13 protein-coding genes are annotated in these 14,762 nt (G+C 71.7%); 6 read left to right on the top strand and 7 right to left on the bottom strand.

Annotated elements, in window-relative coordinates; genetic code table 11:
• Positions 1–307: 307 nt before the first annotated feature.
• Complete coding sequence (aceA, locus tag ACFV6D_RS24635) at positions 308–1,603, bottom strand: isocitrate lyase (RefSeq protein WP_380561128.1); 1,296 nt, start codon at positions 1,601–1,603, stop codon at positions 308–310.
• 347 nt (positions 1,604–1,950) lie between these two features.
• Here aceA and ACFV6D_RS24630 point away from each other — a divergent pair, with 347 nt between their 5' ends.
• Positions 1,951–3,354 carry a short-chain fatty acyl-CoA regulator family protein gene (locus tag ACFV6D_RS24630; protein ID WP_380561127.1) on the top strand — a complete coding sequence of 468 codons (1,404 nt, stop codon included), beginning with the start codon at positions 1,951–1,953 and terminating at the stop codon, positions 3,352–3,354.
• A gap of 207 nt (positions 3,355–3,561) precedes the next feature.
• Positions 3,562–5,421 carry an asparagine synthase (glutamine-hydrolyzing) gene (gene asnB / locus ACFV6D_RS24625; RefSeq protein ID WP_380380544.1) on the top strand — a complete coding sequence of 620 codons (1,860 nt, stop codon included), beginning with the start codon at positions 3,562–3,564 and terminating at the stop codon, positions 5,419–5,421.
• 122 nt (positions 5,422–5,543) lie between these two features.
• On the opposite strand, the gene ACFV6D_RS24620 is transcribed toward asnB, so the two are convergent.
• The gene (locus tag ACFV6D_RS24620) at positions 5,544–6,485 is read right to left on the bottom strand and encodes a nitrilase-related carbon-nitrogen hydrolase (protein ID WP_380561126.1); all 942 of its coding nucleotides are present in this window, start codon (positions 6,483–6,485) and stop codon (positions 5,544–5,546) included.
• Between the two features lie 179 nt (positions 6,486–6,664).
• On the opposite strand from ACFV6D_RS24620, the gene ACFV6D_RS24615 reads away from it, so the two are divergent.
• Positions 6,665–7,666, top strand: a complete 1,002-nt coding sequence (locus ACFV6D_RS24615; RefSeq protein WP_380341455.1) for a LacI family DNA-binding transcriptional regulator — start codon at positions 6,665–6,667, stop codon at positions 7,664–7,666.
• Between the two features lie 60 nt (positions 7,667–7,726).
• Here ACFV6D_RS24615 and ACFV6D_RS24610 read toward each other — a convergent pair whose 3' ends face one another.
• Positions 7,727–8,284 carry an adenylate kinase gene (locus ACFV6D_RS24610; protein ID WP_380561125.1) on the bottom strand — a complete coding sequence of 186 codons (558 nt, stop codon included), beginning with the start codon at positions 8,282–8,284 and terminating at the stop codon, positions 7,727–7,729.
• A gap of 168 nt (positions 8,285–8,452) precedes the next feature.
• On the opposite strand from ACFV6D_RS24610, the gene ACFV6D_RS24605 reads away from it, so the two are divergent.
• On the top strand, positions 8,453–9,745 hold the full coding sequence (locus ACFV6D_RS24605; protein WP_380561124.1) for a cytochrome P450: 1,293 nt from the start codon (positions 8,453–8,455) through the stop codon (positions 9,743–9,745).
• A gap of 52 nt (positions 9,746–9,797) precedes the next feature.
• On the opposite strand, the gene ACFV6D_RS24600 is transcribed toward ACFV6D_RS24605, so the two are convergent.
• Complete coding sequence (locus tag ACFV6D_RS24600; RefSeq protein ID WP_380561123.1) at positions 9,798–10,469, bottom strand: hypothetical protein; 672 nt, start codon at positions 10,467–10,469, stop codon at positions 9,798–9,800.
• Between the two features lie 46 nt (positions 10,470–10,515).
• Positions 10,516–11,340, bottom strand: a complete 825-nt coding sequence (locus tag ACFV6D_RS24595; protein WP_380561122.1) for an SAM-dependent methyltransferase — start codon at positions 11,338–11,340, stop codon at positions 10,516–10,518.
• 153 nt (positions 11,341–11,493) lie between these two features.
• Here ACFV6D_RS24595 and ACFV6D_RS24590 point away from each other — a divergent pair, with 153 nt between their 5' ends.
• Positions 11,494–11,742, top strand: a complete 249-nt coding sequence (locus tag ACFV6D_RS24590) for a DUF6093 family protein (RefSeq protein ID WP_380561130.1) — start codon at positions 11,494–11,496, stop codon at positions 11,740–11,742.
• Between the two features lie 76 nt (positions 11,743–11,818).
• Here the strand turns inward: ACFV6D_RS24590 and ACFV6D_RS24585 are convergent, their stop codons facing one another.
• Entirely contained in the window at positions 11,819–12,538 is a 720-nt protein-coding gene (locus tag ACFV6D_RS24585) for a hypothetical protein (RefSeq protein WP_380561121.1), read from the bottom strand.
• Positions 12,539–12,924: 386 nt separating this feature from the next.
• On the opposite strand from ACFV6D_RS24585, the gene ACFV6D_RS24580 reads away from it, so the two are divergent.
• The gene (locus tag ACFV6D_RS24580) at positions 12,925–14,292 is read left to right on the top strand and encodes a hypothetical protein (protein WP_380561120.1); all 1,368 of its coding nucleotides are present in this window, start codon (positions 12,925–12,927) and stop codon (positions 14,290–14,292) included.
• A 226-nt stretch (positions 14,293–14,518) separates the two neighbouring features.
• Here ACFV6D_RS24580 and ACFV6D_RS24575 read toward each other — a convergent pair whose 3' ends face one another.
• On the bottom strand, positions 14,519–14,743 hold the full coding sequence (locus tag ACFV6D_RS24575) for a hypothetical protein (RefSeq protein WP_380340301.1): 225 nt from the start codon (positions 14,741–14,743) through the stop codon (positions 14,519–14,521).
• Positions 14,744–14,762: the final 19 nt, after the last annotated feature.

Below are 14,762 nucleotides of genomic sequence, written 5' to 3'. Positions count from 1 at the left end.
GGTACGGCCCTCGTTGGCATCGGGGCCGTCGGCGTCGTGCCCGGGGGCGTCGGGGGGGGGGGGGGGGGCAGACGCCCCCGCGAGGCACAACCCGGGGCGGCCGGGGGGCGCCGGGGGGGGGGGGGGGCGCGGCGAGATCAACACCCCCACCCCCCCCCCCCCCGCACACCCCCCGCGCCCCAACAAAAAACGCGCCCCCGACCCCCCCCCCACCCGGCCCCGCCACCCCCAGTCTCACCCGGCACACCGCGCCCCGGGGCGGGGGGGTGAAGGGCGGTCTCTCCTCGAAGAGGCCGCCGGGGATGGCTCAGTGGAACTGCTCGGCCTCGGTGGAGCCGGTCAGGGCGAGCGTCTCGGCGTTCGGGTTGAGCGCGGTGGAGACCAGGTCGAAGTACCCGGTGCCGACCTCGCGCTGGTGCTTCACCGCGGTGTAGCCCTGCGGCACGGCCGCGAACTCGGCCTCCTGGAGGTCGATGTAGGCCGTCATCCCGTGCTCGGCGTAGCCGCGGGCGAGCTGGAACATCGAGTGGTTCAGCGCGTGGAAGCCGGCCAGCGTGATGAACTGGAAGCGGTAGCCCATCGCGCCCAACTCCCGCTGGAACTTGGCGATCTGGTCGTCGTCCAGGGCCGCCTTCCAGTTGAAGGACGGCGAGCAGTTGTAGGCGAGCATCTTGTCCGGGTACTCGGCCTTGAGCGCCTCGGCGAACTCGCGGGCCTGGGTGAGGTCGGGGGTGCCGGTCTCCACCCAGATCAGGTCCGCGTACGGGGCGAACGCGAGGCCGCGCGAGATCACTGGGGCCATGCCCGGCTCGACCCGGTAGAAGCCCTCGGCGGTGCGCTCGCCGGTGCAGAACCGGGCGTCGCGCTCGTCGACGTCGCTGGTCAGCAGGTTGGCGGCGAGCGCGTCCGTGCGGGCCACGATCAGGGTCGGCACGTCCGCGAGGTCGGCGGCCAGGCGGGCGGAGTTGAGGGTGCGGACGTGCTGGGCGGTGGGGACGAGCACCTTGCCGCCCAGGTGCCCGCACTTCTTCTCGGAGGCGAGCTGGTCCTCGTAGTGGATGCCCGCCGCGCCGGCCGCGATCATGCCCTTGGTGAGCTCGAAGGCGTTCAGCGGACCGCCGAACCCGGCCTCCGCGTCGGCGACGATCGGCACCAGCCAGTCCGGCCCGCCGTCCGTCCCTTCCGCCGCGTCGATCTCGTCGGCGCGCAGCAGCGCGTTGTTGATCCGACGCACCACCTGGGGAACGGAGTTGGCCGGGTAGAGGCTCTGGTCCGGGTAGGTCTGCCCGGCCTGGTTGGCGTCGGCCGCGACCTGCCACCCGGACAGGTAGATCGCCTGCAGCCCGGCCCTCACCATCTGCACGGCCTGACCGCCCGTCAGCGCGCCGAGGGCGTGCACGTAGTCCTGCTCGTGCAACTGCCGCCACAGGCGCTCGGCGCCCCGGCGGGCCAGCGTGTGCTCCTCGCGGACGGTGCCCGACAGCCGCACGACCTCGGCCGCCGAGTACGTGCGCTCGATGCCCGCCCACCGCGGGTCGGACGCCCACCGCGCGGCCAGCGCCGCCGCCTGCTGCTCCTGCTGCTGCCGGACCGACTGAGTCATGGGTCTGCTCCCCAGGGGTGCTCGTTGCGAAGGTTGTGAGGTGTCTCACCGCAAGGGCGAGTGGGCGGCCGGACGGTGCCGGGCGGCGGCGGAACGCCGCAGGACGTGGACGCCCGGACAGCCTGCCCGGCCGCGACCGACCTGGTGTTTCGCCGCTGTCCTGCGCACCTCCCGGCCGCACCACCGACTCTGGCACCCCGCGAAGCCGCCGTCACCGATGGACCACTGCCAACTTCTGCGAACGGTCCCCGGCAAATCTGCGAAGGTTGCGACGACTTGGCGCCTCGCGGTGCGGCTAGGCTTCCCGCACCGGATCGGCCGACGCCCGGTGAGGGGAGAGCGACACGATGGGAAAGGCCTTCGCCGGCGCCCGGCTGCGCCGCCTGCGCGAGGAGCGCGGACTCAGCCAGGCCGCCCTCGCCCGGCTGATCGACCTCTCACCCAGCTACCTCAACCAGCTGGAGCACGACGCCCGCCCGCTCACCGTGCCCGTCCTGCTGCGCCTCACCGAGGCCTTCGGCGTCGAGGCCGGGTACTTCGCCCCGCCCGACAGCGCCCGGCTCACCGCCGAACTGCGCGACGCGCTCGGCGAGGAGCTCGCGGCCGGGCGGGTCACCGCCGGGGACCTCGACGAGGTGGCCGCCCGCCTGCCCGCCGTGGCGCGGCTGCTCATGGACCTCGGCCGCAGCCGACGGGCGGTCGCCGAGCAGCTCGCCGTCCTCGCCGGGGACCGCGGCCCGGCGCCCGACACCCTCACCCCGCACGAACAGGTCCGCGAGTTCTTCTACCGCCGCCAGAACTACCTCCACGAACTCGACACCGCAGCCGAGGAGTTGGCCGCAGCCATCGGCCTGCGGCGCGGCGAGGTCAGGGCGGTGCTGGCCGGCCGGCTCGCCTCCGGCCACGGCGTACGGACCGTCGCCGGAGGCGAGCACCTGCACCGGTACGACCCGCGCAGTAAGGTCCTGAGCCTGTCGGACCGGCTGCGCCCGGGCCAGCAGGCCTTCCGGATGGCCACCCAACTCGCCTACCTGGAACACGATCCGCTGCTGTCCGAACTCGCGGCCCAGGACAGCCCGGAAGGCTCCACCGCCTGGTCGCTCACCCGGATCGGCCTGGCCAACTACTTCGCCGCCGCCCTCGTGCTGCCGTACGCCGCCTTCCACGCCGAGGCCGAATCGGCGCGCTACGACATCGAGCACCTCGCCGACCACTTCGGCGTCGGCTACGAGACGGTCTGCCACCGGCTCAGCACCCTCCAACGGCCCCGGCTGCGCGGCGTACCGTTCTCCTTCGTCCGGGTCGACCGGGCCGGCAACGTCTCCAAGCGCCAGTCCGCGACCGACTTCCACTTCTCCCGCACCGGCGGCACCTGCCCGCTGTGGAACGTCTACGAATCCTTCGCCGCCCCCGGCCGGGTCCACGTCCAGGTCGCCGCCATGCCCGACGGCCGGCGCTACCTCTGGACCGCCCGCGCCGTCACCCGCTCACCCGGCGGCTGGGGCCGCCCCGGCAAGACCTTCGCCATCGGCCTCGGCTGCGAACTCCGCCACGCCGCAAGGCTCGTGTACTCGGCGGGGCTGGACCTCGGCGACGAGACGGCCGCCACCCCGATCGGGCTCGGCTGCAAGGTGTGCGAACGCCCGGCGTGCCCCCAGCGCGCCGCACCCGCCATCGGCCGGCCGCTCGCGCTCGACGAGCACACCAGCACCTTCATCCCGTACCCCGCGCTGCCCGACCCCCGGAACTGAAGGCCGCCACCCGGCGTACCGGCACCTCCGTCCGAGCCCGACGCCCGGCGGTTCGCGCTCGGCGGGCTTCGCACGGGCACCGCCCGACCCGCTCCGGGAATCATGCAGGTGCTCGGAACTTCCCCGACGTCCGGTCCGACTTCTGTGCCGGGCGCCGTCGCCGACAGCGTCCGGCAGAGCACACTCCTTCACCCCAGGAGCGCGAGCATGTGCGGGATCACCGGCTGGGTGTCCTTCCACCAGGACATCGGCCAGTCCTTCCACCAGGACACCGGCCACGGCGCCGCCTCCGTCATCCAGGCCATGACCGACACCATGGCCCTGCGTGGACCCGACGCCGGCGGGGTCTGGCTCGGCCGCCACGCCGCGCTCGGCCACCGCCGCCTCGCCGTCATCGACATCGAGGGCGGCACCCAGCCCATGCCCGACCGCCCCGAACACCCGCAGGTGGTGCTCACCTACAGCGGCGAGGTCTACAACCACCACCGGCTGAGATCCGAACTCGCCGCCAAGGGCCACCGGTTCGAGACCCGGAGCGACACCGAGGTGGTCCTGCGCGCCTACCAGGAGTGGGGAGACGCCCTGGTCGACCACCTGGAGGGCATGTACGCCTTCGCCGTCTGGGACGACCGCGAGCAGCGCCTGCTGCTGGTCCGCGACCGGCTCGGGGTCAAGCCGCTGTTCTGGGCCGGGACCGACGGCGGCCTCGTCTTCGGCTCCGAGCCCAAGGCCCTGTTCGCCCACCCCGAGGTGACCCCCACCGTGGACGCCGACGGCCTGCGCGAGGCCTACAGCCTGCTGTTCAACACCGGCCCCACCGTCTGGGCCGGCGTCCGCGAGGTGCACCCCGGCAGCCTGCTCGTCCTCGACCGCGACGGCATCCGCGAACGGCGCTACTGGGAGCTGACCGCCCGCCCGCACACCGACGACCCGCAGACCACCACCGAGCTGATCGGCGGCCTGGTCGACCGCGCCGCCCGTACCCAGCTGGAGGCCGACGTCCCGCTGTGCAGCCTGCTCTCGGGCGGCCTCGACTCCACCGTCGTCACCGCCCTGATCGCCGACGAACTCCGGCTCCGCGAAGGGCCGCAGGCCACGCTGCGCTCCTACGCCGTCGACTACAGCGACCAGGCCGAACGGTTCACCGGCGACGTGCTGCGCACCGGCCACGACACCCCGTTCGCCGCCGAGGCCGGCGCGTTCATCGGCACCGAGCACTCCACCGTCGTCCTCGACCCCCGTGCCCTGCTCGACCCGGACAACCGGCGCGCCGTGGTCGTCGCCCGGGACTCGCCGATCGGCGTCGGCGACATGGACACCTCGCTCTACCTGCTGTTCGGGGAGATCCGCAAGCACTCCACCGTCGCCCTCTCCGGCGAGGCCGCCGACGAGGTCTTCGGAGGCTACCCGTGGTTCCACAACCCGAAGGCGCTCGCCGCTCGCGCCTTCCCCTGGCTCCTGGTCACCGGGGACCAGGCCGCCATGCCCCTCCACCCCGACCTCGCCGCCCAGCTGCGCATCCCCGAGTTCCGCGCCGACACCTACCGCACCGCCGTGGCCGCCGTCCCCCGCCTCGACTCCGAGAGCGCCGCCGAACACCGCCTGCGCGAGATGCAGCACCTCTCGCTCACCCGCTGGCTGCGCCAACTCCTGCACCGCAAGGACCGCCTCTCCATGGCCCAGGGCCTGGAGGTGCGCGTGCCCTACTGCGACCACCGCCTCGTCGAGTACGCCTTCAACACCCCTTGGGCGATGAAGAACCACGACGGCCGGGAGAAGAGCCTGCTGCGCGACCTCGGCCGGGGCATCGCGCCCGACTCGGTGCTGTGGCGGCCGAAGAACCACTACCCGGCCACCCACCACCCCGACTACAACGCAGGCCTGCAGCGGCTGGCCCGCGAGGCGCTGGACGCACCGCACGTACGGGACATCGCCGACGAGACGGTCGTCGGGGCCGCCCTCGACACGCCTGCCGGGCAGTTGCCGTGGGGCCACCGGCTCCGCCTGGAGCGGGTCGTCGACCTCGCGCTGTGGCTCGACCACCACCGCCCCGCCCTGGCCCTCTGACCTCGCCGCCTCACCGCGCCGCCGTCTCACCCGGGTCCGGCCGTGGGCGGGTGCCGGTGGTGGCGCCGCCGCCGGGCCTCCCCGTCTCCCGGCCGGAGCCGGGCCGGGGAGGCCGGGTGGCGTCAGCGCTGGGCGGTCAGGGGCGCGTAGGCGTCGGGGCGGCGGGTGGCGTTGAAGGGGAAGAGTTCGAGCCAGTCGTGGCGCTGGTCGAGGTCGAGGTCGGCGACCAGGACGGCGGCCTCGTCGCGCGGTGCCCGGGCGAGTACGCGGCCGTACGGGTCGACGATGAACGAGCTGCCGTAGAAGGTGAGTTCGCCTTCGGTGCCGATGCGGTTGGGGACGACCATGAAGGTGGCGTTGGCGATGGCGTTGCCGGTGATGACCTGCTGCCACAGCGGCTGGGTGTCGAAGCCGGGGTGGCCCGGCTCGGAGCCGATGGCGGTCGGGTAGACGAGGACGTCGGCGCCGGCGAGGGAGTAGGCGCGGGCGAGCTCGGGGAACCACTGGTCCCAGCAGGTCGGCAGGCCGACAGCGGCGTCGCCCACCTCGGCGAGGGGGAAGGCGTCCTCGCCGGCCGGGCCCTGGCGGAACCAGGTGTCCTCGTAGTAGCCCTCGGTCACGGGGATGTGCAGCTTGCGGGTGCGCTGCACCAGGGTGCCGTCGGGGGCGACGAGGATCGCGGTGTTGTAGCCGAGGCCGTCGGGGCCGTCCGGCCCGTCGGCCTTCTCGAAGAGCGAGGCGTGCACGTGGAGGCCGTGCTCGCGGGCGGCGGCCGCGGCGAACGTGAAGGTCGGGCCGGTGCGCAGGTCCTCGGGCTCGACGGCCTGCGGGTGGTCGGCCTGGCGCAGCACGGCGAAGTACGGGGAGAGCGTGAGCTCCTGGAGGGCGACGAGGGCGGCGCCCTGTTCGGCGGCGAGCCGGATCCCCTCCAGCAGGCCGGCCCGGTGCTGCTCGGGGTCCGCGTGCCAGCGCTGCTGGACGAGGGCGACCCGCAGGGCTGCGCGCCGGGGTGCGCGGGTGCGGGCCGGGGACGCGGGCGGGTTCAGGGCGGTGATCAGGCGCATGGCGGGTCCTCGGGTCGTCTCGGGTGATGGTGTCGGGAGCAGCGGCCGAAGCCGTGCCGGAACGTTCCGGCACGGGTGACCCTAAGCTGTGCCGGAACGTTCCGGCAAGGGGGTTCGAGCGGCACCGCAGGCGCCCGGACGACGGGTGGCTCCCGGTACTGCGTCTAGACTTCCGGGCTGTGACCAGCCGATCCGTGACCCTGTTCGACGTGGCCCGGGCGGCCGGGGTGTCCAAGAGCACCGCCTCCGACGCCCTCCTCGGATCCGGCCGGGTGGCCGAGGCGACGCGCGAACGCGTCCAGGCCGCGGCCCGAGAGCTCGGCTACCGGCCGAACTCGGCGGCGCGCAGCCTGCGCCGCTCCAGCACCGGGGCGGTGGGCCTGTACCTGCCTCGCACGGCGACCCGCCTCGACTACTACATGAAACTGGCGTTCGGCGCCGTCGAGCGGGCCCGCGAGGACGGCCTCGACGTGGTGCTGCTGGCCCCCGGGAAGGCGGCGGAGGGCGGGCTGGCCGCCCGGGTCGACGGACTGATGGTCATCGATCCCGAGGTCGACGACCCGGCCGTGCCCGGCCTGTTGGCCGCCGGCGTACCCGTGGTCACCGGGGAGCGCTACCTCGGCGGCGGGGCCGCGCCCAGCGGGTCGGTGGTGTGCGACAACGCCACCTCGCTCGCCGCCCTGCTGGACCACCTCGCGCAGCGCGGGGCACGCCGCCCGGCGCTGCTGGCCCCTGGCCCGGGATCCGACTGGGCGGCCGCCCTGCGGGCCGCCGCCGCCGACTGGACCGGGCGCCACGGCGTCGAGGTCGCCGTGCGGACGGTCCCGTTCGCGGCCACGCCGACCGAGGCCGAGGCCGCCACCACGGACCTGCTCGCCGGCACCCCGGGCCTGGACGCCGTGGTCTGCGCCCCCGACGGCGCGGTGCCCGGCGTGCTGGCCGCCGTGGCCCGGGCAGGCCTGCGGGCCGGATCCGAGGTACTGGTGGCCGCCTGCGTCGACGGCGCCGCGGCACGCGGGTCGAGCCCGCAGGTGACGGCGGTGGACCTGCGCGCGGCGGAGTACGGCCGCGAATGCGCCGCCCTGCTCAGCGACCTGCTGTCGGGCGCGGCGGACCCGGGCGTGGTACGCACCCACGCCTGGGAGCTCCACGTCCGTTCATCCACCGCCGGGCGCGGCTGACACCGACCCCGAACGGACACCGGCCGCGGCCCCGGACGACGACCGGCCACCCGCACGGTTTCACTCCCGGGCCCGGGCCCGGGCCCGGACAGGGGCCGGTGCCGGACCGCCAACCGCCCGCAGCCAACTGCGCGCCGCGCGCGCCGAAGTCAGGTGGACCAGCGTCAGTTCGGGGTGGGCCGCGAGCCGGTCCAGCGTGCGCCGGCGGTGGGCGGAGTGCCTGGCCCAGGCCCAGCGGATCGGGTGTTCCGGGTCCAGCCAGTCGCGGAAGCGCTCGCGGTTGCCGTTCCAGAGTTCGCGGCGGCTGAGCGCGCGGGCGAACGAGCGGCGCAGGACGCGGTACATGACGGTGGCCCGGGGCAGGTCGAGCCAGACGTAGGTGTCGGCCCGAGCAGTCAGCAGGTCACCGAGCAGCCGGGTGTACTGGTCCTCGACGACCCAGCGCGAGGTGCTCGCGAACGCCTCGACGTCGGAGCGGAACTCCGGGCGCGGAGTCCAGTTCGGGCCGTGGTGCAGGGCGTCCAGCTCGTACCGCGGCAGACCGAGCCGCTCGGCCAGCCGCCCGGCCATCGTCGTCTTGCCGGCCCCTGAGATCCCCGCGATCAGCACCCGTTCCACGACCGCCACCTTAGCGAGACGGTGGCCCTGGAGGACGGCCGCCCTCGTCTCCGGGCCGAGGGCGAAATACGTTCGTTCGGGTGGATTGGTGCCGACGACGACAGGTGGGGCGCGGTCCGGCCGCCATGATGCCGTCACGGAACGACCACCCGTAGGGAGCGCCTCACCATGACGACGCAAGGCCAGGCCACCACCGAGACCGGCGACGAACCACTGGACCTGGCCGACCAGGAGCTGGTCCGCGATCCGTTCACCTCCTACGCGCACATCCGCGAACGCGAGCACCTGGTGCGGGGCCGGGTACGAGGCGTCGACCCCATGTGGGTGGCCACCCGCCACGACGACATCCGCACGATCATGAGCGATCCGGACTTCACCATCGACGCCGCGACCGTCCCCGGCGCGAAGGTGGCCCACCGCACCGAACAGACCTGGCAGGCCCGCGGCATGTACGCGGGCCACGAGAAGTACCTGCGCGCCGGGATCTTCGACTCGGACGGCTCCGACCACCGCCGTCTGCGCGGCCTGGTCGCCGCCGCGTTCTCCCCGCGCCGCGTGGCCGCGCTGCGCCCCCGGATCGAAGCCATCGCCGCCGACCTGCTCGACCGCCTGCCGGACCACGCCGAGGACGGCGTCGTCGACCTGATCGAACACTTCGCCCGACCGCTGCCCATCACCGTCATCTGCGAACTCATCGCCGTCCCCGAAGCCGACCGCGACCGCTGGCGGAGCCGCAGCGCCACCCTGGCCGCCGGCACCTGCGGCGAGGAACTGGGCGACGCGCTCGCCGGCATGGTCGCCGACGCCCACCTCCTCATCGGCCTCCACACCGCCGACCCCGGCGACGACCTCATCTCCGAACTGCTCGCGCCCCACCACGACGACCGCCTGAGCACCGACGAGCTCGTCTCACTCATCACCAACCTGGTCGTCGCCGGGCACATCACCACCGTCAACCTCATCGCCAACAGCACCGAAGCGCTCCTCGCCCACCCCGACCAGCTCGCCCTGCTGCGCGCGGACCCCGCCCTCATGCCGCACGCCGTCGACGAACTCATGCGCTACTGCGGGCCCGTCGTGCGCGCGCTGCCCCGTTACGCCACCCGCGACACCACCGTCGGCGCCACCCCGGTGTGCGCCGGAGAAGCCGTCCTCCCGATCGTGTCCGCGGCCAACCGCGACCCTGCAGCCTTCGCCGACCCCGACCGCCTCGACCTCGGCCGCACCCGCCACAGCAAGGAGCCCCACCTCGGCTTCGGGCACGGCGCACACCGCTGCCTGGGCGCGCACCTCGCCCAGGAGGAGACCGCCGTCGCCCTGGCCGCCCTGTTCAGCCGGGTACCCGACCTGCAACTCGCCGTCGACCCGGAGCACCTGCAACGAGGCACCAACCCGCTCAACTGGCACCTGAAGACCCTCCCCGTACGCCTCCAACCCCCGAGCCACACGCCGCTGGTCTAGGGGATCTCTTTCGGATCGCGCCGGTCGTGCGACCTCGCTGACCGGCGACTTCTCAGCTGTCCTCCCGAACGGTGCGGTAACCCAGCGCGCGGGCCAACGCGGCGACGGTGTCGAAGTTCGCGGTGGGCGAGAGCGCGGAAACCGTCCGGCGACCGAGCGGGGCGGCTGCCAGCACGGCCGCCACCGCCTCCCGGTCGACGGACCGCTCGTGGTAGTCCTCGGCGTAGCCCACGAACGCCTCCGTACCGTCGGCGGCGGTGAGCAGGTCGAACAGCCAGTCGGCGCCGTCCGTCTCGCCGTCGGCGAACTCGACCGGCCCGCACCGCCAGTCGGCGCCGCCCGTCTCGCGCCAGGCGCACACGGTCGCGTCGAAGAAGCCTTCGAGCTGGAACTCCGGCGCCTGCGCGTAGTGCGCGAGCGAGCCGGGCAGGCCGTCGAGCAGGCCGGGCCAGTGCGCGCGGTCCTCCTCCCGCCACGGGGTGGCGTCGCTCTCGTGGTCGAATCCGTAGAGGAACACCCCGGCCGGGTCGAAGACGATCGCGTACTGGTCACCGGAACCGTTGTCCATGCACGCCAGATCGACGCCCGGACGCCACCCGGCCACGTACGAGTGGTCGGGTGCGTAGGGGACGGAGACGATCGAGTCCAGCAGCGCCAGCGCCCGGCAGCGGGCGCGCAGCTCGTCGGGCCTGGGCAGGGCGGCCAGCAGGTGGTGAACAGTCATAGCGCACACTCAACAGCACGCCACTGACACTCCCGGTCCGAGTCGGCTACGGCTTGCGGGCCAGTGCGCAGGAGATCAGCTGTTCCCACACCGTCAGAGCGGGCCTGTCCACGCCGTTTCCGGCGGCGTCGTCGTCCGGCGCGGGGTCCGGCCGCCACAGGGAGCAGGGGACCAGGCCCGGTTCGAGGAGCTCAAGACCGTCGAACAGGCCGGTGATCTCCTCGTCGGTGCGCCACTGGCCCCGGCCGAAGCTGCTCTGCAGCTTCTGCTCCAGGAGCCGGGTCTCCTCGTTCCCGCCGGAGCGGAAGTGGGAGATGTAGACCTGGCTGTCCGACGGCACCCGGTCCACCCACCAGCGCGCGAGCTCGGCGGGGCGTTCGGCATCGGTGAGGTGGTGCAGTACGGCGCTGAAGACGACGCCCACCGGCTCGTCGAAGTCGACCAACTCCTGTAGGCCGGGGTCGTGGTAGAGCTCCTCCGGCTCGCGCAGGTCCGCCCGGATCGCGGTGGTGCGGTCGTCGGCGGTCAGCAGGGCCCGGCTGTGGGCGACCACGACCGGGTCGTGGTCGACGTAGACGACGCGCGCGTCCGCACGGTGCCGCTGGGCGACCTGGTGCACGTTGTCGGCGGTGGGCAGGCCGCTGCCCATGTCGACGAACTGGGAGATGCCGTCACGGGCCATGGCCGCCACGGCGCGAACGAGGGCCCCGCGATTGGCGAAGGCCACCGCCTGCGAACCGGGCAGGTCCTTGATGAAGAAGTCGCCGATCTCGCGGTCGACGGCGTAGTTGTCCTTGCCGCCGAGCAGATAGTCGTAGACCCGGGCGATGCTCGGCTTCGACTGATCATCCTCTGAGCTGCGATCGGTCACGGCAACAGACTCATAATCCCTTGGTCGTGGGTTCGAGTCCCACCCGCCCCGCACTCGGTCAGCGCGGCTGTCCTTCACACAGGTCCCTGTGGCCTGTGAAACGTCCTCATTGTGCGATCGGAAATCTAGGGCACTGGGTGCGCCCGGACCGGGCTGCCCCGCCAAAGTTCACCCGGATGGGAACGCGGAAGCCGGTGGCTGGAGGACAACGCCTCTTGGTACGGGCTCGCCACCCCGCTGTCCGCGTCGCTCCCGCAGCGCGGCGACCTGGTGACCCTCATCGCCGCGAACAACCCGACGGCTGGCACGGTCGGCCGGACCTGGCAGGCCCTCGACCCGGGTGAGGCCGGCACCGTGGAAGTCGCGCGGATCGCCCGCCTCGACGAGGTCGCTCTGCCCTGACCGGAGCAGGTGCGGTCTCCGGTTCTGGTGGGGCCGGTTCACAGAACGGCCCCACCGGACTTTGTCGTGGTGTCGGCTACCCGAGGCTCTCTGCGACGCGGATGAGTTCCTCGTCCGAGAGTCGTGGGGGGCCGCCGGTGGTGACGGCGAAGGTGTAGGTCCCGTCAGACCATGTCAGCGACCGGGGTCCGCTATGAGAATCCGGTTGTGTGATGGTCGCGGGGTGGCCCTTGACGCTGGTGGCCCGGCCGGCTGGTGGCGTGCTGTTCCGGAGAGTCTGGCTGATGATCAGGGACCCCGCTTCGGGCCCCGTTCCCAGCCGGTACCCGCTTGCCCAGGCGGGGGTGTCGGTCGGGAGCGGGTCCAGGCCGGGCAACTGGACCATCCTGCCTGCGGGGTAGGGGTAGTAGTTCTCCGGCAGGAACGCGGGCCGGAGAAGGTTGCGCTCGTCGAAGTGGATGACGGGCTTGCCTGCGGGGTCGTTCAGCGCCCTGGTCCCGAGCGGTTTGTTCAGGTGGGTTGTGATCTGTCCGATGCCACCTGGGTCGCAGGACCCCGGGGCGACAGTGTGCCGCAGGGAGACCTTTACTGTCTCGGCGGTCTCGCGGGCCAAGAGCTCGGGTTGCTTCTCACAACTCCAGCCGATGCTGAGTGTCAGGGTCTGGCTGTCGGAGCTGAGCAGCAGCAGCTGGCCGGTCACGGGGCCTTCATGGACCTTGGTTTCCGGGCCCCGGTTCACCCATGCGTTGATCGCGAAGCCGCCACCGAGAATGGCTATGGCAGTCACGGCGGTCAAGCGATTCCGTCGTCCGCGCTTTGATATCTGACGGACGGTACCTTGCGTCACGAGCCCTCCCCGGCGGTCGCGGCCATGCTTGCGGCATAGCGTGCGCGAAGTCAAGCGAGATGGGAAGCGGAACTTACTGGGCAAATCGTTCAAAGATGCGCCGTTCGATTGCCAAGAAATGGCAAAGCCCTGACGGTTGTGCCCGGAAAGGTCTTGCAAGGACGCTTCTGGGGCTTTTATTTGCGGTGTGCGGGGCGTTGGCTTGGCGTTACCGTGATGGGTGCAACATGGCCCACGAAGGCTCTGATTGAATCCAATTCGGGGGGAACCGAATGGCTCAAAAAAGCAGCTCCGGTCGGAAGTGGATAATTCTAGCCACTGCCCTACTGGCGTCGGTGTCCGCAATTGCTCCGGCTATCGCCATATCGGAGGATGGCGCCCTCACCGCACCGTCGGCTCAACCAGGCAACGCACCCAAGAAGAAGTTGCCGGCCGGCGCCACCGGTGCAGCTGCGCTGCTGGGGGCCGCCAAGCCGGAGGTCATCGAGCTCATGAAGAAACAGGAGGTCCTAGACAAGGTCGTCGACCGTATCACCGGAGGGCAAGAGGAACAGAACCGGGATCGGATCCCGGGATTTTCCGAAGTCGAGGTCGACCCAGGGGTCAATCGCATCACCTTGCACTGGAAGGGGGAGCTTCCGGACACAGTTCACGGTGTGCTCCAAGACCTTCCGAAGGACGTGAGCGTGCAGGTCGTACCTGCCAAGTACTCCAAGGCGGAGCTGCATGCAGCCCGTGAGAAACTGCTGTCGAACGCCAAGCCGATCCCCATCGCGGCGAAGAGACCAAGCCACATCAACAGTATCGGGCCGTCGCTTGACGGAAGCGGCCTCGACCTCGGCTACGAGACGGACGACGAGCGGGCCCCCGAGATGTGGGCAGTCCTTCCGCCGCTTCCCGCCGAAGAGCTGACGCCGCAGGTGGAGGCCATCGCATCTGCCATCGCCGGTGTGGAAGTCCACGCCCGCCACCAGGCGATGGTTGTGGACCTGACGCGAGGAGAAGACTCCGAACCTTGGTACGGCGGCGCCGGCATTCATCAGCCCGCGGGTGGGACGATCTGCTCCACTGGCTTCGGGGTATACAAGCCCTCGGCTCAGGGCAAGAACTTTGTCACCACTGCCTGGCACTGCGGCGCAGGCTCGTACGAGACCTGGTACAGCCATCAGTACATGGGATACGCCAACGAGGGTGACGGAAACGCCGCCGATGACACGATCGGTATCGTCCCGCGCGACAGCCAGCACTCGGGCGGATACGTCTATGGCGGCCCGTGGAACGAGAGCAGCGGTTATGCCCTTCAGGTCTCCGGTTCCGGCGGCAACAACGTAGGGGACTACGTCTGCCACTCCGCCGCCAACTCGGGGGCGCACTGCGGTCTTCGCGTTCTGCAGGTCGATCGGCAGATTCAAGGGCCTAACAAAGTCTGGCGCAAGTTCGCTGACCAGGTCGTTCAGACGGACCCGAACGACATTGCCGCCGCCAACGGAGACAGCGGCGGACCTGTCGTCACGGAACTTGGCGGAGGCAAGCTCCAGGCCCGCGGAACCATCACGTCGCTTGAGAAGGAGACCAACTGCGGCGGCCGAGCGACCTCTGACGGTGGAACTCGAACGCCGTGGTGCTTCAACGGCATGTGGTACGTCCCCATTTCCCAGACGCTCGCCGACATGGGGTGGGTCCTGAGGACAGACAACCCGTGAGAACAAACCGCTCCTGAAGCGGTACCCCGGTGCCGCGAGCTCTCCGGTGACGGGTTGCAACAGCAAGGTGCGGGGGCGAGACCAAGGTCTCGCCCCCGCACCTTGCTGCGGTGGCGGACCTGTGGCGCGGATCCCAGGTCATTCGCGGCTCCTACGCTCGTGACCATGACCTCCGCCAACCCCTTGAGCAGCGGCATGTCCGCATCCTGGCGGCTCGACCGCTCACCTAGAGATCGACGACCACGACATTGCTGGCCAGGTTCGTTCGTACGAGCTGCGGCACACCGTCGGAAGGCTCCCCGAATTCCAGCTGCTGCTGCGCCCGACCGCCAACCCGGAGTGGGAGGGCACCGCCCGCGTCTCGGTCGGCGAGGACCCGGGCCCGGTCGCCGCCGCGTTCCTGGCCGTCCTCGACCCCGCCGAGAGCGAGCGCGCGGTCCTGACCCGGCACGACCTCCTCTGACGCCGAG

Source organism: Kitasatospora sp. NPDC059812 (assembly GCF_042732075.1).
Classification (GTDB): domain Bacteria; phylum Actinomycetota; class Actinomycetes; order Streptomycetales; family Streptomycetaceae; genus Kitasatospora.
Note: the sequence above shows the minus strand (reverse complement) of the source record. Positions and strands in the feature narration are given on the sequence as shown.